The 17,486-nt window shown below is 69.2% G+C and carries 15 protein-coding genes; 7 read left to right on the top strand and 8 right to left on the bottom strand.

What is annotated here, in order from left to right:
• The coding region (locus tag ACO1BU_RS31750; protein WP_424139946.1) for an amidohydrolase family protein at positions 1 to 1,273 on the bottom strand (1,273 nt) is incomplete at its 3' end.
• Positions 1,274 to 1,390: 117 nt separating this feature from the next.
• Here ACO1BU_RS31750 and ACO1BU_RS31755 point away from each other — a divergent pair.
• Positions 1,391 to 2,170 (top strand): IclR family transcriptional regulator, encoded by a 780-nt coding sequence (locus ACO1BU_RS31755; RefSeq protein ID WP_424139947.1) that lies wholly within the window; start codon positions 1,391 to 1,393, stop codon positions 2,168 to 2,170.
• 88 nt (positions 2,171 to 2,258) lie between these two features.
• On the opposite strand, the gene ACO1BU_RS31760 is transcribed toward ACO1BU_RS31755, so the two are convergent.
• Entirely contained in the window at positions 2,259 to 3,596 is a 1,338-nt protein-coding gene (locus ACO1BU_RS31760) for an aminotransferase-like domain-containing protein (protein ID WP_424139948.1), read from the bottom strand.
• A gap of 147 nt (positions 3,597 to 3,743) precedes the next feature.
• Between ACO1BU_RS31760 and ACO1BU_RS31765 the strand changes: the two genes are divergently transcribed.
• The 6 genes from ACO1BU_RS31765 (at position 3,744) to ACO1BU_RS31790 (ending at position 10,336) form a co-directional block, all read left to right on the top strand.
• Positions 3,744 to 4,616 carry an isocitrate lyase/PEP mutase family protein gene (locus tag ACO1BU_RS31765; protein ID WP_424139949.1) on the top strand — a complete coding sequence of 291 codons (873 nt, stop codon included), beginning with the start codon at positions 3,744 to 3,746 and terminating at the stop codon, positions 4,614 to 4,616.
• Positions 4,613 to 5,113, top strand: a complete 501-nt coding sequence (locus ACO1BU_RS31770; RefSeq protein ID WP_424139950.1) for a LeuD/DmdB family oxidoreductase small subunit — start codon at positions 4,613 to 4,615, stop codon at positions 5,111 to 5,113. The genes ACO1BU_RS31765 and ACO1BU_RS31770 overlap by 4 nt, the downstream gene beginning before the upstream one ends.
• Positions 5,113 to 6,396 (top strand): aconitase/3-isopropylmalate dehydratase large subunit family protein, encoded by a 1,284-nt coding sequence (locus ACO1BU_RS31775; protein ID WP_424139951.1) that lies wholly within the window; start codon positions 5,113 to 5,115, stop codon positions 6,394 to 6,396. Before ACO1BU_RS31770 ends, ACO1BU_RS31775 begins: the two co-directional genes overlap by 1 nt.
• Positions 6,393 to 7,982, top strand: coding sequence for an ABC transporter substrate-binding protein (locus ACO1BU_RS31780; protein WP_424139952.1), 1,590 nt, complete (start codon positions 6,393 to 6,395; stop codon positions 7,980 to 7,982). The genes ACO1BU_RS31775 and ACO1BU_RS31780 overlap by 4 nt, the downstream gene beginning before the upstream one ends.
• Positions 7,983 to 7,987: 5 nt before the next feature.
• The gene (locus ACO1BU_RS31785; protein ID WP_424139953.1) at positions 7,988 to 9,460 is read left to right on the top strand and encodes a M81 family metallopeptidase; all 1,473 of its coding nucleotides are present in this window, start codon (positions 7,988 to 7,990) and stop codon (positions 9,458 to 9,460) included.
• A gap of 138 nt (positions 9,461 to 9,598) precedes the next feature.
• A complete protein-coding gene (locus tag ACO1BU_RS31790) occupies positions 9,599 to 10,336 on the top strand; it encodes an IS6 family transposase (RefSeq protein WP_424139954.1) in 738 nt (245 codons plus the stop codon).
• 514 nt (positions 10,337 to 10,850) lie between these two features.
• Here the strand turns inward: ACO1BU_RS31790 and ACO1BU_RS31795 are convergent.
• The 6 genes from ACO1BU_RS31795 to ACO1BU_RS31820 form a co-directional block, all read right to left on the bottom strand.
• Complete coding sequence (locus tag ACO1BU_RS31795; protein WP_424139955.1) at positions 10,851 to 11,840, bottom strand: Bug family tripartite tricarboxylate transporter substrate binding protein; 990 nt, start codon at positions 11,838 to 11,840, stop codon at positions 10,851 to 10,853.
• Positions 11,841 to 12,009: 169 nt separating this feature from the next.
• On the bottom strand, positions 12,010 to 12,534 hold the full coding sequence (locus ACO1BU_RS31800; RefSeq protein ID WP_424139956.1) for a MarR family winged helix-turn-helix transcriptional regulator: 525 nt from the start codon (positions 12,532 to 12,534) through the stop codon (positions 12,010 to 12,012).
• 44 nt (positions 12,535 to 12,578) lie between these two features.
• Entirely contained in the window at positions 12,579 to 13,967 is a 1,389-nt protein-coding gene (locus tag ACO1BU_RS31805; RefSeq protein WP_424139957.1) for a gamma-glutamyltransferase, read from the bottom strand.
• Complete coding sequence (locus ACO1BU_RS31810; protein WP_424139958.1) at positions 13,964 to 15,388, bottom strand: aldehyde dehydrogenase family protein; 1,425 nt, start codon at positions 15,386 to 15,388, stop codon at positions 13,964 to 13,966. The genes ACO1BU_RS31805 and ACO1BU_RS31810 overlap by 4 nt, the downstream gene beginning before the upstream one ends.
• The gene (locus ACO1BU_RS31815; protein WP_424139959.1) at positions 15,385 to 16,446 is read right to left on the bottom strand and encodes a DODA-type extradiol aromatic ring-opening family dioxygenase; all 1,062 of its coding nucleotides are present in this window, start codon (positions 16,444 to 16,446) and stop codon (positions 15,385 to 15,387) included. Before ACO1BU_RS31815 ends, ACO1BU_RS31810 begins: the two co-directional genes overlap by 4 nt.
• A gap of 67 nt (positions 16,447 to 16,513) precedes the next feature.
• Positions 16,514 to 17,389, bottom strand: coding sequence for an ABC transporter permease (locus tag ACO1BU_RS31820; protein ID WP_424139960.1), 876 nt, complete (start codon positions 17,387 to 17,389; stop codon positions 16,514 to 16,516).
• Positions 17,390 to 17,486: the final 97 nt, after the last annotated feature.

Below are 17,486 nucleotides of genomic sequence, written 5' to 3' on the forward strand. Positions count from 1 at the left end.
CTTGATTGTCGCGCACCACTGAAAAGTCCTTGCACCCATGCCGCGGCGCGACAATCATCCCCGCGCCGCGACCAAGGACTCTCATCCAGATTGTCGCGCCAATCGCATCCTGATTGTCGCGCCATAGGGAGCCGATGCGGTGGTCCAACCGCAGGGCCCGGGCGTTGCCGATGGTGGCCCAGCGCAGCACCGCCTCATGCGTCAGGGAGGTGGCGGTGATGGGAGAGCCGCTGGTGGCCACCGCCATGGCCTGGGCGGGCGCCTCCCGCTGCACCTGCACCGTGCGCATGTTGTTGAAGACGCGATGCGCCTGCAGGGCGAAGCGCATGGCGTCCAGCACGCCGCCGCCGTTCAGCACCTCGGTATCCGCCCCGATGGAGGGGGTGCCGCCGAGGGTAGCGACGCGGCAGGCGAGCGGCTCGCGGATGTTGTTCTTCAGCTCGGCGGCGGCGGTGGAGGTGAAGGAGGCCCCGCTCTCCACGAGGAGACGCAGCTCGTCATCGGCAATGTAGGTGCCGTGGACGACGTTGTGGTCCGGGCCGATCAGCCCCTCCGCGACGAGGTTGCGGTAGCCCTCCGGCATCAGGCGGTTGCTGTTGCCCCAGACATGGGCGGAGGAGAGCAGGCCGTATTCCCGCGCCATGCGGAGATCGGCGCGGCAGACCTCCGGGGTGGAGTAGTCGGGACCGAGGATGCAGGCGGCGAGAGTGACGCGCGCGTCGTCCGAGGAGAGCGGGCCGTGGCGGAGGCGGCGGATCTCCTCCACGGGGTGCGGCACCTGCGAGAAGTGCGGCTGGTCGGGCCGCGGCAGGGGCTTCACCGTGCCGTGGCCGAAGACGGCGCGGATGCCGCTCTCGGTCAGGCCGTCCAGCGCGGCGTCCGTGTGCTCCGGGGTGGCGTTGCCGTGGCACCAGTCGAAGATCGTGGTGACGCCAGCGTCGATCTGGCCGAGCGCGCCGACGAGCGTGCCGATGCGCAGGTCCTCCGGCGTGAAGCGGGGGCCGTACACGGCGTGCATGCCGTGGAAGTAGTCGTTGCTCGTCCAGTCGCCGCCGAGGCCGCGAAGCGCGGTCTGCCAGGTGTGGAGATGCGCGTTGATGAGGCCGGGGAGGACGATGCAGCCGGCGGCGTCGATCACCTCCACGTCCGCGGCCTCGATGCTCGGGGCGGCGTCGAGGATGCGGTCGCCGTCCAGCAGCACGTCGCCGGTGGAGAGGCGGCCGATGCGGTCGTCCATGGAGAGGACGAGGCCGCCCTTGATGAGGCTGCGCATGAGAGGACCGTCCGGTGTTGCGGGGCAGGGAATCGTTCTTTATAGAGAACGCCATTCTAAAAAAATACCGTGCCGGTGCCGGCGCCGGCCTGTCAACGTGTGCATGGGGGAGGACGTGTGGCGGAGGACGGGTCTGCGAAGGCTGTTCCGGCGGTGGGCAAGTGCCTGGCGATCATCCGGGCGCTGGACGCGGAGCCGGAGCAGGGGCTGGGCCTGGCGGCGATCGTCGCGCGGCTGAGGCTTACGAAGAGCCACGCGCTGATGATCCTGCGCACCCTGGTGGCCGAGGGTTGGGTGGCGCATGACCGGGAGCGGCAGCGCTACGCGCTGGCGCCGGGGCTGCTGCTGGATGTGGCGGCGACGCTGCGGCGGCACGACCGGGGGTCGGTGGTGCGGGACGTGCTGGAGCGGCTGGCGGCGGCGCTGGGGCTGCCCTGCCTGCTCTGCCGGGTGAACCGGGACGGCAGCTTCACCTGCGTAGACCGGGTGCAGGCCGGCACGGGGCTAATGATCAACGTGCCGGTAGGACACCGCTACCCGCCCGACGCGCCTTCGCAGATGCGGGCGCGGCTGGCGGCGCTGCCAGAGGCGCGGGCGCGGGCCGTGCTGGACGCGATGGACCTGCGCGCCTTCACCCCCGCAACTCGGACGGACAGGGACGAGGTCTGGGCCGAGGTGGCGGAAGCGCGGCGGCGCGGGTTCGCGGTAGGGCGGATGGAGTACCTGGAGGGGGTGATGAGCATCGCCGCTGCCGTCCCGGAGGAGGACGGGGCGGTGCGGCTGGTGCTGCAGTGCACGGGGCCGCAGGCGGCGATGGAGCCGCGCGAGGCCGCGCTGGGAGCGGCGATCATCGAGGCGGCGGGGCGGATCGGGCTGGCCAAGGGGATGGGGGTCTAGGGCTGTTGTGGACATGCGCCGTTGGGGCGAGGTGGTGGAGCATGAGGCGGGCAGAGACGTCGAGGTGGAGGTCGGCCAGCTCAGACCATCAGACCAGCGCCTCAGTTGACCATGGCCGTTCCATCATCAGATGGCCGATGGCAGCGAAGGCCCGCTCGATCGTCGGAAGATCGATGTCACCGAGGCAAGCGCGCAGATGCGGGGCGGGTCTCAACCCGGCCGCAGCGAAATGCCCAGCCCCCAGTGCCCGCAGCCCGCGCTCCTCCAACCCCCGCAGGAAGTCGTCGGACCGCCAAGGGGCAGGTATGGGCAGCCAAAGATGATAGCTTGGGAGCGAGGGCCGGCCGAGGCGGCCGGGCCCGAGGGCGGCCAAGGCCGTGGCCATGCGGCGCGTCATCTCCTGGCGGTGCTCGCGCAGGCAGGTGCTGGCGGCCCCGTCCTCCACCAGCCGCGCCAGCACCTCCGCATGGAAGGCGGGCGCCACCCAGTGCTGCACGCCCAGTGCGTCACGGATTGCGGCGCGCACTGAGGCAGGCGGCCGTATGATGCCGAGCCGGAAGGCGGGCGCCACGGATTTCGACAGGCCGGTGACGTAGATCACCCGCTCCGGCGCCATGGCCGCGAGGGGCGGCACCGGATCCCCCGCCGCGAAGCCGCAGACATCGTCCTCGATCACCAAGGCCCCTGCCCTCTCACAGGCGGCCAGAACGGCTTGGCGCCGTGCCGGACCCATGGTCGCCGTGGTGGGGTTCTGCGCGGCCGGGCTGCACAGCAGCAACCGGGCGCCGGTTTCCGCCATCGCCGCGGCCAGGGCGGCCGGTTCCACGCCCTCCGTATCCATGGCGACGGGGTGGAGCCGCAGGCCTGCTTCGGCGGCCAGGCGGTGAAGGCCGGCATAGACGTGCGCCTCGCAGAGCAGGGCGTAACCCGGCCTCGCCAGTGCGGAGAGGCAGGCCGCGAGGCCGTGCTGCGCGCCGTGGGAGAGCAGCAGGGTCTCCGCCCCGCAGGGCAGGCCCCGTAACGCGAGCCAGGCCGCAGCGGCCTCGCGGTGGCGGCCGGATCCCGCGACGGGCTCCGCGCTGAAGAGCTGCTCCGGCCGGTCCTCGCGCGCCAAGGCGGCCATGGCGCGGGAGAGGGCGGCGCGGATGCCGGGCGGGATGGGTACGGTGTTCGGGCGCAGGTCGATGCCGTCGCCAGGCGCGGGGCGCACCGCCTCGGCTGGGCCGGCCGCGACGAAGGTGCCGCTACCCGGACGGGCCACCACGAGGCCGCGCCGCGTCGCCTCGGCCACCGCGCGGGTGATGGTGGTGATGGTGACGCCGAACTGCTGCGCCATCTCTCGCTGGTTCGGCAGGCGCTCGCCGGGGCGGAGCTGCCCGCGGGCGATCTGATCCGCCAGTTGATCGACGAGGAGCTGGTACTTCATCTCGCGGCTCTCCCTTTCGCAAAGTATACCGGTATTTCGCTGCCGGAGGAAAACTTCGGCGGGGGTGCCCGATCGCTGCTGGACTTCGCATCCCGGCACATGTCACCGTTCTGATCTGACAGGAAATCGTACCGGTATTTTAACCTGATGCCCCGACCTGCCGAAGCCCTCCGCCGTCTCATGGACGGCCCTGGCCTGATCCCCATGCCCGGTGTCTACGACGCCCTTTCCGCCGCGCTCGCCGAGCGTGCCGGCCTGCCCATGGCCTATGTCAGCGGCTACTGCGTGGCGGCCACGCGCCTGGGCCTGCCCGATGTCGGCTTCCTCACCCTCACCGAGGTGGTGGAGAACGCCGCCCGCATCGCCGACCGCGTCGGCATCCCCGTTCTCTGCGACGGCGACGACGGCTACGGCAACCACCTGAACGTCGCCCGCCTCGTGCGCGGGCTGGAGCGGGCGGGCGTCGCCGGCGTGCAGATCGAGGACCAGGTCTCCCCCAAGCGCTGCGGCCACATGGCGGGCAAGCGCGTGGTGCCGAAGGCCGTCATGGTCGCGAAGATCAAGGCGGCCGTGGATGCCCGGCATGATGCGGACTTCGTCATCCTGGCCCGCACGGACGCCCTTGCCGTCGCGGGCTACGACGACGCCATCGAGCGCGCCCTCGCCTACCAGGAGGCAGGTGCCGACCTTCTCTTCGTCGAGGCGCTGGAGACGCCGGAGCAGATGCGGGCCCTGCCGCGCCTCCTCCACCGCCCCACGGTCTTCAACTTCGCCCTCGGCGGCCGCTCCCCCACGCCTCCGGCAGCGGAGGTGGCGGCGATGGGCTTCCGCTTCATCCAGAATCCGGACGTGGTCTTCGCCGTCACCCGCGCCCTAGGAGATCTCTACGCCATGGTCGGGCGGGAGGGCACCTATGCCGGCATGGCGGACCGCATGAGCGGCTTCGACGAGTTCAACGCCATCCTCGGCCTGGACCGCGTGGCGGCGCTCGACGCCCGCTACCGGGTGGAGGGCGCATGAGTGGCGGCTTGACCAGGGGCGTGATCGGCGGCTCCGCCCTCGTGCTCGGCGACGAGGTGAGCAGCGACCATCTCTACCCCGCCCGCTTCATGGGGATCGCCGACCCGGCCGCGCAGGCCCTTCACGCGCTGGAAGGGCTGGGCCCGGAATGGCCCGCGCGCCTAGCGACCCACCCCGTTCTCGTCGCGGGCTGGAACCTCGGCACCGGGAGCGCGCGGGAGGAGGCAGTCACGGCGCTGAGGGGCGCCGGGGTGCGGCTGGTGGTCGCGCGCTCCTTCACGCGGCTCTTCTTCAGGAACTGCATCAACAACGGCCTGCCCGCCCTGGCCTGCGAGGCCCTGCCCGCGCTGGAAACGGGCGCGGCGGTCACGGCCGACCTCGGCGCCGGCTGGCTGGAAGCCGCGGGGCAGCGCCTTCCCATGCCGCCCCTGCCCGAGGCCCTGCTCACCATCCTCGCCGCCGGCGGGCTGCTGGCGCGGCTGCGCGGCGCCGCCTGATGCCCGGCCTCACCCTCGCCGAGAAGATCCTCTCCCGCGCCGCCGGGCGGCCGGTGCGGGCGGGGGAGATCGCGGAGTTCGAGCCGGACTGGTGCTTCGTGCCGGACGACACGATCGCGCTGCTGATGCACCACCTCCAACGCGCCGGCGTCGCGCGGCTCGCGCATCCGGAGCGGCTGGGCATCTTCTACGACCATTTCGCGCCCGCGGACACCGCCGCCAGCGCCGGCGCCCACGCCGCCGGCCGCCGCTTCGCGGCCGAGCACGGCATCCGACACCTCTTCGACGTGGGCGAAGGCATCTCGCACCAGGTCGCGCTGGAGCGCGGCATCATCCGGCCGGGACAGCTCGCCTTCAACGCGGATTCCCACACCACCACCCTCGGCGCGGCGGGCTGCTTCGGCACGGGCATCGGCGCCACCGAGACCGCCTATGCCTGGGCCACCGGCCGGCTCTGGCTGCGCGTGCCGGAGACCATCCGAGTGGAGCTGCGCGGCGCCCTGCGCCCGGGCGTGGCGGCGAAGGACGCGGCGCTGGCGCTGCTGCAGCGCCTCGGCACGCGCAGCGCCACCTACCGCGCCCTGGAGTTCGCGGGGAATGGCTTGGCCACGCTTTCATTGGCCGACCGCATGACGCTCTGCAACCTCGCCGTGGAGATGGGCGCCAAGGCGGCGATGGTGCCGGCCGATGCCGTGACCGCCGCACATTACCGGGCCCTCGGCGCGCCGCTGGCGGAGGCGCCGCCGCAGCCCGATCCCGACGCGGCCTATGAGCGCCGCGTCACGCTCGATCTCGCCGGTGTCCGCCCCATGGTGTCCGGCCCGCACGCGGTGGACCGCGTGGCGCCGGTGGCCGAGGCCGGGGCGCCGCGCATCGACCAGGCCTTCCTCGGCACTTGCACCAACGGCCGGATCGAGGACCTGCGCGCGGCCGCCGCGGTCCTGGCCGGCCGCCGCGTGGCGCCGGGCGTGCGGATGCTCGTCACCCCGGCCTCGCGCGAGGTCTATGCGGCGGCGCTGCGGGAAGGCGTGGCCGCCACGCTGGTCGAGGCGGGCTGCGTCCTCACCACGCCGGGCTGCGGCGCCTGCGCGGGGCTGCACATGGGCCTGCTCGGCGACGGGGAGGTCTGCGTCTCCTCCGGCTCGCGCAACGCCGCCGGGCGCATGGGCTCGCGAGAGGCGGCGATCTACCTCGCCAGCCCCGCCACCGTGGCCGCCAGCGCCGTCGCCGGCCGCCTTACCGATCCCACCGCCCTGAACCCTGTCCCGGAGGTCCCCGCATGAACCGCCGTCGTTTCCTCACCGCCGGGGCCGCGCTGGCGGCAGCGCCCCTGGCCGCGCCGGGCCTGGCACGGGCCGAGGGCGGCCCGGTGCTGCGCTTCGTGCCGCAATCCGACGTGGGCGTGCTCGATCCCAGCTTCACCACCGCCTACGTCACCCGCAACCACGCCTATCTCGTCTACGACACGCTCTTCGGCACGGACGACGCCTTCGCCGTCTCCCCGCAGATGGTGGAGGGGCATGTCACCGAGGATGGCGGCAGGACCTGGCGCCTGACGCTGCGCGACGGGCTGCGCTTCCACGACGGCGAGCCGGTGCTGGCGCGCGACGTGGCGGCGAGCCTGAAGCGCTGGTGGCGGCGCGACGCCTTCGGGCAGGAGGTGGCCGCGGTGACGGAGGAGCTGAGCGCGCCCTCCGACAAGGTGGTGCAGTTCCGCCTGAAGCACCCCTTCGCCCTCCTGCCGGCCGCCCTCGGCAAGCCCTCCAGCTACATGCCCGCCATCATGCCGGCGCGCCTGGCCGAAGGGCCGCCGGACCGGATGGTGACGGAGATCATCGGCAGCGGCCCCTTCCACTTCCGGGCGGACGAGCACGTGGCCGGCAGCCGCCTCGTCTACGAGCGCTTCGCCGGCTACGTGCCCCGTGCGGGCGGGACGCCGAGCCGGACCGCGGGCCCGAAGGTCGCGCATGTGGTCCGCGTGGAGTGGACCGTGATGCCCGACCCGGCCACCGCCGCCGCGGCGCTGACCGCCGGCGAGGTGGACTGGGTCGAGAAGCCGCTCGTAGACATGCTGCCGACCCTGCGCCGCAACCGGGCGCTGGAGGTGCAGCGGATCGACGACGACGGCTCCCTGCCGCTCATGCGCTTCAACCACCTGCAGCCGCCCTTCGACAACCCGGAGGTGCGGCGCGTGGTGCTGCATGCCGTGACCCAATCCGAGTTCCTGACCGCCGTCGCCGGCGAGGACCGCGCGAACTGGCAGGACGGGGTGGGCGTCTTCGCGCGGGGCACCCCGCTGGCCAGCGACGAGGACATGGCGGCGCTGACCGCGCCGCGCGACATCGCCCGTTCCCGCCAGGCGCTGCGCGCGGCCCGCTACAAGGGGGAGCGCGTGGTGGTCATGGCCGCCGGCGACTACCCGACGCTGAACGCTATGGCGCAGGTCGGCGCCGACCTGCTGACGCGCATCGGCATGAACGTGGACCTGCAGACGCTGGACTGGGGCACCATCCAGCAGCGGCGCCTGAAGCGCGACCCGGTCGAGCAGGGGGGCTGGAGCGTCTACTTCACCAACGTCGCCGGGGTGGAGGCCTTCGATCCGGCCAGCCACCAGAACACCCGCGGCCTGGGCCTGCGCAGCAACCCGGGCTGGCCGACGAGCGGCCGGCTGGAGGAGCTGCGCGCCGCCTGGTTCGCGGCGGGCAGCCCCGCGGAGCAGCAGGCCGTCGCGCGCCAGCTCCAGGCCCAGGTCTTCCAGGACGTGCCCTACGTGCCCCTCGGCCAGTACTTCGAGCCGACCGCCTTCCGCCGTGGCATCACCGGCATCCTCAAGGGCTTTCCGCTTTTCCACAACCTCCGCAAGGCCTGAGCCCCATGCGCCTGTTCACCGCCTCGATCGGCACGGAATCCAACACCTTCTCCCCTGTGCCGACGAGCCTGGAGGACTACGCCCAGAACGTGCTCTACCGCGCCGGCGAGCACCCCGATGACGGGCCGAAGCAGTGCACCGCCCAGCTCTGGGTCGCGCGCCGCCGCGCGGCGCGGGACGGCTTCGCGCTGGTGGAGGGGAGCTGCTTCTTCGCCAGCCCCGGCGGTCGCACCAACAGCAAGGATCACGTCGCGATGCGCGACGAGATCCTCGGCCAGCTCCGGGCGGCAATGCCGGTGGACGGCGTGCTCCTCGGGATGCACGGCGCCATGGTCGCCTTCGGAGAGGACGACGTGGAGGGCGACCTGCTGGAGCGCGCCCGCGCCATAGTGGGCCCCGACGTGCCGATCGCCGTGGAGCTGGACCCGCACTGCCATCTCACGCTCAAACGAGTCTCTCTCGCCGACATCATCGTGCTTTATAAGGAGTACCCGCACACTGACACGGTGGAGCGGGCGGAGGAGCTGCTGGACCTCCTCCTCGGCACCCTGCGCGGGGGGATCCGGCCGGTCATGTCGGTCTATGACTGCCGCCAGATCGGAAGCTTTCCCACGACGCACCCGCTGATGCGCGCCTTCGTCGATCGGGCCGCGGCGATGGAGGGGAAGGACGGCATCCTTTCCGTTTCCATAGGCCACTGCTACCCCTATGCCGACGTGCCAGAGATGGGCGCGCGCATCCTCGTGGTGGCGGATGGGGACAAGGCGGCGGCGGACCGGGCCGCCACCTTGCTGGGCCAGGAGTTCCAGGCCCTGCGCGGCGTCACCACCCCGAATTTCCACGGCGTGGAGGACGGGATCGACGCCGCGCTCGCCATGCCGGGCGCGCCGATCGCCGTCACGGACGCCGCCGACAATGCCGGTGGCGGCGCCTCCTCGGACAACACCACCATCCTGCGCGCCCTGCTCGCGCGCGGGACGGAGAACGTGGCACTCGGGCCGCTCTGGGATCCCATGGCTGTCCGCACCCTGTTCGCCGCCGGCCTCGGCGCCGAGCTGCCGCTGCGCTTCGGCGGCAAGACCGGCCCCACCTCCGGCACGCCGATCGACGCCACCGTGCGCGTGACCGGCCTCACGCGCGAGGCCACTCAGACCTACGGCGCCACGCAATCGGCGCTGGGGGACCTGGCGGCGATCCGGGTCGGCGGGATTGACGTGGTGCTGAACACCGCCCGCACCCAGGCGCTGGGGCTGGAACTGTTCACGGCGGTGGGGATCGATCCGCGCGCGCGCAAGTTGCTGGTCCTGAAGTCCAGCAACCACTTCCGCGCCGCCTACGACCCCATCCTGGCGGGCGTCCTCCACATCCACTCCGACGGGCTGCTGCGACGGGACGATTACCGGCTGGTCCCGTACCTCCATGTCCAGCGGCCGATCTGGCCGCTCGACGCGGAAGCGTCGGGCTGCCTGATCGCCTGATGCCACGTCCCGCGATCTGCCGCGCGCTGCGCTTCGTGCCCCCGCGACCAGCAGCCGCGGCCCGACCAACGCCCGCCGGTGCTCCTCAGGGTTCTGTTGCGAGCTTGGGGAGCCTCCCCGAGCAGGTACAAACCCCGCATGGCGAGATGGCGGCGAGTGTCCTCAGTAAGGCCGGATCAGTCCTTCAAGGGACGACAGTTCACCGCGGAAGTGATCCTCTGGGCAGTCGGCTGGTACCTCATGTTCCCGGTGAGCTACCGCGATCTTGAGTTTATGCTCGCCGACCGCGGCGTTGAAGTCGCGCATACCACTGTCTTCCGCTGGATCCAGAGCTACGCGCCGGAGATCGAGAAGCGGATCCGGCCGCATCTGCGCCCGAGCAATGGCTCTTGGCGGGTCGACGAGACCTACGTCCGAGTGAAGGGCCGGTGGATGTACCTGTACCGTGCCGTCGATAGCCGCGGCCAGACGATCGACTTCCTGCTCTCGGCCAAGCGGGATGCCGAAGCTGCGAAGCGCTTCTTCCGCAAGGCGCTTGGGCAGCCGCATACGGTGGATCCTCGCACGATCACGGTGGACAAGAACCCGGCCTACCCGTGTGCCATCGAGCAGCTGAAGGAGGACGGCGAGCTGTGGCGTTTCTCTCGCCTGCGGCAATGCAAGTTTCTCAATAACATAGTGGAACAGGACCACCGGCGCGTGAAACGCCTGGTCAGATCTGGGCTTGGCTTCGGCAGTTTCCATACGGCACAACGAACACTGGCGGGCTACGAGGCGATGGCGATGATCAGAAAGGGCCAAGTGAGGAGCATCAGCGGACGTGACATGAGAGCCCAGGCCGAGTTCCTTGTATCACTGTTCGAGCTGGCGGCGTGACATGACCTGATCAGGGGCGTCTTCGTCCCTGTTCGCGGTCAGCCCCAAACTTCGCAACGGAACCGTTTCAAGTCACCTGAGCAAGCACAGCGGTTCCTTTCCGCGCATGCGATGATTTATGGCCACTTCCGCCCACGGCGGCACCTGATGACCGCCGATTAGTACCGCTGTTCGCGCAACAAGGCCTTCCGGATCCGGCGGCAGGAGACGTGTGCCCAGATGACGACGTGAGGTCACGCAAGTCCCACTGTACGGTCAAACTCGACTGGTCAACAAGCAAGTTGACAATGCCGCGCGCGCCTATTGCCACTTTGATTCCTGAACCAGCATCGAGAATGAGCAAGGACCTCGTCGACGGACGCTGACGCCTGGAAAAGCGCCAGGGCTCAGGCGGCCGGCTCAAGAGGTAGGCCGACCGCCAATGTTCAGTACCCCGTCTCGGGATACCGCTTCTGCAGCTCGAGGATCAGGACGGCGCGGGCCTGTGCAAGCCCGCGCATACGCCGCACTCAGCTCAATCCAATCTTGCACCGGAGATGCGGACCGCTTCCCGCCAGAGGGCACCATCGGCTTGGATGGCGCCCAGGAAATCGGCCGGCTTACCGCAGATTGGAGTAGTACCCAGCCTTTCCAGCGATGCACGGAACTCCGCATCCTGGCATGCATGGCCCAGCGCCTCTGCAACACGCTGGACAACTGCCATCGGCGTGCCTGCGGGGGCGACAATGCCGTTCCAAGTTTCCGCCCGGAAACCGGGGAAGCCCGCCTCGTCGAAGGTCGGCACGTCCCGGAGGCTCGGAAGTCGGTCAGGACCCGCAATGGCCAAGAGACGGATGCTCCCGCCACCCTGATGCGGGATGACGTCGGTCGGGTTACCGAAATGCGCCGCAACATCACCCGTCAGAAGCGCCTGAGTCGCCGGCGCCCCCCCCCTGTACGGAACGTGCTGCATCTCGATCCCGGCGCGCGACAGGAACAGCGCCATCGCGAGATGTGAGGAGGACCCCGTACCAGCGCTCGAATAGTCGAACTTGCCTGGCTGGCGACGCGCCAAGTCCAAGAACTCCGGCAGCGTCCGCACGCCAAGCTTCGTGCTGGCGGCAAAAACGACCGGGTTGCTCGCCACGATGGAAACCGGTGCGAAGTCTTTTACCGGATCAAAGTTCAGCTGCATCAGGGCCGGCAGCATCACCATCTGGGACGCGCTTGCCATAAACAGAGTATAGCCGTCTGGCGCGCTGCGCGCGACAAACTCCGCAGCGATAGCACCATTGGCGCCGCTGCGGTTCTCCACTGGCACAGGTTGGCCCAGCGTCTTGCTGAGCCAGTCGGCGCTCAACCGCGCGATGCCATCGGTCACGCCGCCCGGCGCGAAGGGCACGATCAGACGGATCGGCCGCTCAGGCCAGGTCCCCTGGGCCTCTGCGCGATGGCCAGCGGAAAGAGCAATCGAGAGGCCAGCCAGGAGCAGCAGACCTGCCCTGCGCAGTCTATGGCGGAGCATCGCTTCCCCAAATGTTCCAGCACCTTGAACCATCTTTGCGCCTCCAAACGATCCTTGATGTGTCGCCGGGGCGGGGCTCTTCCGGCCCTCTGCCATCAGCATGGCCGAGACTGGCTTTCCTTACTCTGTGCCCAGCAGGACAGCGGAACGCTGCAGCGCATGCTGGAACTCAGTTCGTGCTCCGGAGCATACGGCTGTCCCGTTCATTGGCCTTGATGAGTTCGCGTACCAGACCAAGGAATACCTTCCTTTGGTCCTGGCTTAGCGGCTTCAGAAAACGGTTCTGAATGAGGGAGAGTCGGGCGGCTCCATCCTTGGCCAGCTTCAGCCCGGAAGGCGTCAGGTAAACTTCCTTGTAGCGCTTGTCACGCGCGGAGACCTGGCGGTAGGCCAAATCATTCTTCTCCAGGCGGTTCAGAACATCCCCGGTCGTGACACGATCGGTGCCAAGTTCGGCCGCGATCGCGGCCTGATCCAGCCCAGGGCGATTTGCAATAACGGTGAGCGCGCCAAGCTGCAGCGGTGTGAGATTCAGATCGGCCATCTCCTCAAGGAAGACGGCGACCGAGAGTTGGTGCAGGCGTCGGATCAGATATCCGGGCCGGCTCCACAGATCGATCGCTGGCTCGACGGCTAGAGGCTCCGGTGCGCTGCGACGCAGACGCGCCCCGTTAACCTTGGCTGAACTGGACATCCGAATGGCTCAATCCCTTTGTAGCGGCGGCATAGCAAGTCAGTTCAGAAGACGGCCAGTGCCGATGCGGCCACGCGGGGATCAGCGACTCCCTCCGTGAGATATCCGGATCGGAGGCGAAGGATCTGCTGGGCGGAGCCATTGGCCAAGGTTGGGACAGCTCGGCCCTCGGGCAAGTTCAAGCCTTCCTCGGCAGTCAGTTCGCCTGCCTCATTGAGGGACCAGCGGGGCTGGCTGACTGCGGTGGCGATATCCGCACCACCTAGGAGGTCGTGCAGCATCTGCGAGTTCCAGGGCAGCTGGTTCACCCCGCCCGGGGTGGCGCCGAGGAGCATTTCCTCCCCTCTCTGGAGAGACCAGGCATGCAGGGTGGTGGACGGGGTGCGGCCCGAGGCGGGTGCATTGGCCGCGCCAGGGGGGGCATCGGGATCGAACCCCCGGCCCGGGCGGTTGCTCAGCACGAGGCCATTGTCGAGCACGACGCCGGACCCGAATTGCGGAAAGGAGTTGCTGTGGACGACGACGACCGCATTGCCCGCGTCATCCGCGGCGGTGACCACCGAAGTTCCCGCATCCAGGGCCAGCCGGCCGCGCCGCTTGGCCTCCATCCGCTCCGCTCGGACCGTCTGCAGCAGAGCATCTTTACGGCCAAAGGAATCCTTGATTACGGAGACCAGCCGCGGCCCTCCGGTTGGCGAAGGCGTGGTGCGCAGCACGGAGCCATCCGGCAGCACCTCCTCCGCGGCAGCGGCGAGACGGGCTGGGCGGCAGCGCAGATCCTCCATTGTCAGGAAGCCCCCGCCGGCCTGGACGGCCGCAATGATGCGCTCGCCCTCCTCACCTTCGAACAACGCCGCCCCATTCCGCACGAATTCCTCTAAAAGGCGGCCGAGCCCTGGCAGGCGGAGCCGGTCGCCGATCTCGGGCAGCCCGCCTGCCGTGTAGGGATTGCCGGGGCTGTACCGCCGCAGGAGTTCCTGCGCCTGGCGAAGATAGCCGAGGCCGATCCGCGTCCAGGGCATGCCGGCCTCCGCCGCGCGCTGAGCGGGTGCCGCGAGCCGCGCGAGATCGAGCCGGGCAAAGCCGTGCAGGGTGGCGAAGCCATGCGGGGCGCCCGGGATGCCCACCGAGGCGGGGCCCAGCCGCTCCATCCGGGCCCCATGATCCAGAGCGAGCGCGCCGGGGCCGACGCTGACCAACGTCTCGATCGGACCGCCAGCCCGCCGGACCAGGGCAACCAGGTCACCGGCCAGCCCACATTTCATGGGCAGCGCGATATGCTCCACAAAGCAGGCGGCCAGGGCGGCATCGAAGGCGTTCCCGCCCATCGAGAAGGCGCCGGCCCCTGCTGCCGCCGCCGCGGGATGCGCGGCGGTGATGATCCGCGGGCCGGTGGCGCGCACCATCTCGCGCAGGCGGTCGGCGGCACTCACGGTCGAATTCCGATGAACTTCAACTGCGACAACTCCTCCATGGCATAACGGAGGCCCTCGCGGCCGACGCCGCTGCTCTTCACGCCGCCGAAGGGATACATGTCGAGCCGAAACCGGCTGGCCTCGTTAATCCAGAGTGACCCGACCTCCAGCTCCTCGGAGAGGCGCATGGCGATGGCAAGGCTTCCCGTGAAGGCGGCGGCCTGCAACCCGAAGGGAGAGTCATTGGCGAGGGCGATCGCCTGCTCAACCGTATCGAAGGGCCGCACCAGAACCACCGGCCCGAAAACCTCCTCCCACCAGAGCCGCGCCTCCTCGGGCACGTCCAGCAAGATACCCGGCGAGACGAGCGCATCCTGGCGCCGGGGCATCAGCGCGGCCGTGGCACCCCGCGAGAGCGCATCCTCGACCATGGCCATGACACGCTCCGCACTGGCGCGGTGCACCACGGGCCCGACATCCGTCGCCCTATCCTCTGCCGGCCCGACCTTCAGGGCAGAGCTCGCGGCGACGAAGGCCGGCAGAAACCGCTCCAGAGCCCCCCGCTGAACGAGCACGCGCTGTGCGGAGATGCATTGCTGGCCACTCGCCTCGAAGCCGGCAGCCGCGATCTTCTTCGCCGCAGCCTCGAGATCGGCATCCGCGAAAACGATATTGGCCGCGTTCGACCCCAGTTCGGCCAGGAACTTCTTGGCCCCGGCCGCGCGCGCCAAGGCATCGCCCGCCGCAGTTCCGCCTGTGAAAGTCACGGCCCGCACCAGAGGATGCGAGACCAGAGCCAGCGCCGTTTCCCGGTCGCCCGAGACAATGTTGAAGAGGCCGGGGGGCAGGCCCGCACCGAGGCAGAGCTCGGCGAGGCGTAGCGCAACCCTCAGCCCTCCTGGCGCGGGCTTCACCACCACCGCATTGCCCATGGCGATGGCAGGCGCCAGCTTCTGCACGAGCAGGTTCACCGGCGCGTTGAAGGGCGTGATGGCTGCCACCACCCCATAGGGCACGCGACGCACCATGCCGATCGTGCCGGCACCATTGGGCACGGCATCGACCGGCAGAACTTCCCCGCCGAGTTGCGCCGCCGCTGCGACGCAATTTTCGATGAACTCCACCCCGCGCCGGGCCTCAAAGCGGGCCAGGCGCATCGGCTTGCCGATATCGATCGAGATCAGGGACGCGATTTCCTCCACCGCGCCCGCCAACGCCCCGGCGCAGCCCCGCAGCCAGACCAGACGCTGGTGCAGCGGAGCACGCCGGGCAGCAAGATACGCTTCCTGCGCCGCATCAACCGCGGCCGATACGCCCGCCTCCCCGGCCTCGAGCATGACACCAGTGATCCCACCGTTCTGTGGGCACACCAGATCAAGCCCAGAAGCCCCAAACAGCTCCAGTCGCCCCCCGACGAAAGAACCAAAATGCGTTGTCATGCCTTGGGACGGAGCCTCTGGATCTGCATGTTCGCGAGGAAGGGAACAAGCGGATGCGTGCCCATCCCGACGATGGCCGGCATGTCGAAGGTGATCAGAGCGGCCCGCTGCTCCGGCACGAGCTTGTACCGGTCCGCATAGGCGCCCGGGTCGGCCAGATAGGCTTCACGCGCCGGTTGCTCATGGGCCAGGGCGTGGAGCGCGCTCACCAGCTCGACCAATTCCGGCTTCGTCTCGGGGTAATGCAGCGCCGAGGCGGCTGGCTGCTCCGTCCCGAGCCAGCCGAGCGAGGCATAGTTGTGGTGCCAGCTCGGATCCATCTGGATGATGTCGGGCACGCGCTCGCCCAGGGCGCCGGCCGCGCAGGCCCAGCAGCGCAGCTCGATGTTGCCGGTGTCGTCCAGCTCAGCCGCATTCAGCCCGATCAGCGACTTAAGTTTGCCCTGCCGGAGCTTCTCCAACACGGCCAGATCCCAATCGAGCTCCGGATTGCTGTAGCGATCCGTTCCCGGAAAATGAGACATGCCGCCGCTGGCCAGCACAACGGTGCGCAGGCCGAGTTGCGTCACAGCGCGCGCAACCGCCTGCCCGAAGGCGTAGCACCGCTCCATGGAAGGTTGCGGGGGAAGATAGGCGTTGACAAAGATCGGCAGCACGGGCGCCGTATGGCCAATATGCGTCAGCGGGATGCCGATCGCATAATCGATTTTGGCCGTGCTGCTGAACGCGGGGTCGAATCCCTGCTCGTAAAGAGCCCGAACAAGGGCCAGGCCGATCTCGCCAGGGATTTGCCAGCGGAAGTCCCGCCCAGCGAAATGGCCGGTCGCCTCCCCACCAACATGGACCGTGAAGGGCGGCGCGGTATTGTGGAAGAATTGCTCTGCATGGTCGTTAGAAAAGATAATCCACAAGTCGGGATTGAGGGCCCGCAGCCGCTCGCCAATCGTCCCCGCAACCTGCTGGACACTGGCAATCGTCTCCTTGTTCTCGGTATCGGGTTGAGTGAAGAACTGAGGGGCGTGAGGCAGCATCGCGCCGCCAATGATGGATGTGTGCATCGCTGCGATTGCTCCGGGTCCTTGCTCCGCAATGCGGAGTGGATTTTGTTGAAGAGTAGCCGAGCCGTCAGACCCCCGCGACGGAGACCTGGTTGCTGTCTTGTCCGCGCATGGCCCAACCGGTGGTGCGGTTCTCGATCGCGACGGCGATGACATACATCAGGACGCCCATGATGCCGGTGATGATCAGGCCGGCGAAGACGAGGGGGACGTCGAAGCGGGAGGAGGCGAGCATCATCAGGTGGCCGATGCCCTTATTGGCCGCGACGGTTTCCGCCATGATGGACCCGACGAAGGCCACCGTGATCGCGATCTTCAGCGAGGCGAAGAAGTAGGGCATGGCGCGTGGCAGGCCGACCTTGCGGATGATGTCGCTCGGCCGGGCGCCAAGGGCACGTAGCACATCGCGCAATTCCGGCTCGACGGTCGCGATGCCCGTGGCGACATTCACCACGATCGGGAAGAAGCTGATCAGGAAGGCGGTGATGACGGCCGGGATGGTGCCGATGCCGAACCAGATCACGAGAATCGGCACGACGGCCACCTTGGGCACGGAGTTGAAGGCGATCAGCAGCGGGTAAAGCCCGTGATAGACCAGGGTGGAGGAGCCGATCGCCACGCCGAGCAGAAGGCCGAAGACGATGGCCAGGGCGAAGCCGATCAGCGTCGTCATCAGCGTCTGCCAGGAGTTTTCGAGCAGCGGCAGCCACCATTTCACCATGCTGGCCCCGATGGCCGAAGGCGCGGGCAGGATGAACTGGGGAATGGCGAAGCCCTGGACCACCACCTCCCAGATCAGGAAGGCACCAAGGATGACCAGCCAGGGCAGGGCGGTCTGCAGCCGGCGCCTGCGGCGGGCGGAGGCGGCCATGGCGTCGATACGGCGCTGGGCTGCAGTCGGAATCGGCTTCGGCGGGGCCATGGGGGCGGTATCAAGCGGCATGGGAGGCCTCCTGCCCGGCGGTGGCGGGGGCAGGCATCTCCTCCCCGCGCCGGGCTGCGCTGATGTGTTCGCGCAGGTCATGGACCAGCTCCTGGAA

Source organism: Roseomonas chloroacetimidivorans (genome assembly GCF_049629625.1).
Lineage (GTDB): Bacteria > Pseudomonadota > Alphaproteobacteria > Acetobacterales > Acetobacteraceae > Roseomonas > Roseomonas chloroacetimidivorans.

What these genes read in the sequence shown, in the direction of transcription:
- ACO1BU_RS31760 (WP_424139948.1), bottom strand. Translation starts at nt 3,596, where the DNA reads ATGAAGTACCAGCTCCTCGTCGATCAACTGGCGGATCAGATCGCCCGC.
- ACO1BU_RS31765 (WP_424139949.1), top strand. Translation starts at nt 3,744, where the DNA reads ATGCCCCGACCTGCCGAAGCCCTCCGCCGTCTCATGGACGGCCCTGGC.
- ACO1BU_RS31770 (WP_424139950.1), top strand. Translation starts at nt 4,613, where the DNA reads ATGAGTGGCGGCTTGACCAGGGGCGTGATCGGCGGCTCCGCCCTCGTG.
- ACO1BU_RS31775 (WP_424139951.1), top strand. Translation starts at nt 5,113, where the DNA reads ATGCCCGGCCTCACCCTCGCCGAGAAGATCCTCTCCCGCGCCGCCGGG.
- ACO1BU_RS31780 (WP_424139952.1), top strand. Translation starts at nt 6,393, where the DNA reads ATGAACCGCCGTCGTTTCCTCACCGCCGGGGCCGCGCTGGCGGCAGCG.
- ACO1BU_RS31785 (WP_424139953.1), top strand. Translation starts at nt 7,988, where the DNA reads ATGCGCCTGTTCACCGCCTCGATCGGCACGGAATCCAACACCTTCTCC.
- ACO1BU_RS31790 (WP_424139954.1), top strand. Translation starts at nt 9,599, where the DNA reads ATGGCGAGATGGCGGCGAGTGTCCTCAGTAAGGCCGGATCAGTCCTTC.
- ACO1BU_RS31795 (WP_424139955.1), bottom strand. Translation starts at nt 11,840, where the DNA reads ATGCTCCGCCATAGACTGCGCAGGGCAGGTCTGCTGCTCCTGGCTGGC.
- ACO1BU_RS31800 (WP_424139956.1), bottom strand. Translation starts at nt 12,534, where the DNA reads ATGTCCAGTTCAGCCAAGGTTAACGGGGCGCGTCTGCGTCGCAGCGCA.
- ACO1BU_RS31810 (WP_424139958.1), bottom strand. Translation starts at nt 15,388, where the DNA reads ATGACAACGCATTTTGGTTCTTTCGTCGGGGGGCGACTGGAGCTGTTT.
- ACO1BU_RS31815 (WP_424139959.1), bottom strand. Translation starts at nt 16,446, where the DNA reads ATGCACACATCCATCATTGGCGGCGCGATGCTGCCTCACGCCCCTCAG.
- ACO1BU_RS31820 (WP_424139960.1), bottom strand. Translation starts at nt 17,389, where the DNA reads ATGCCGCTTGATACCGCCCCCATGGCCCCGCCGAAGCCGATTCCGACT.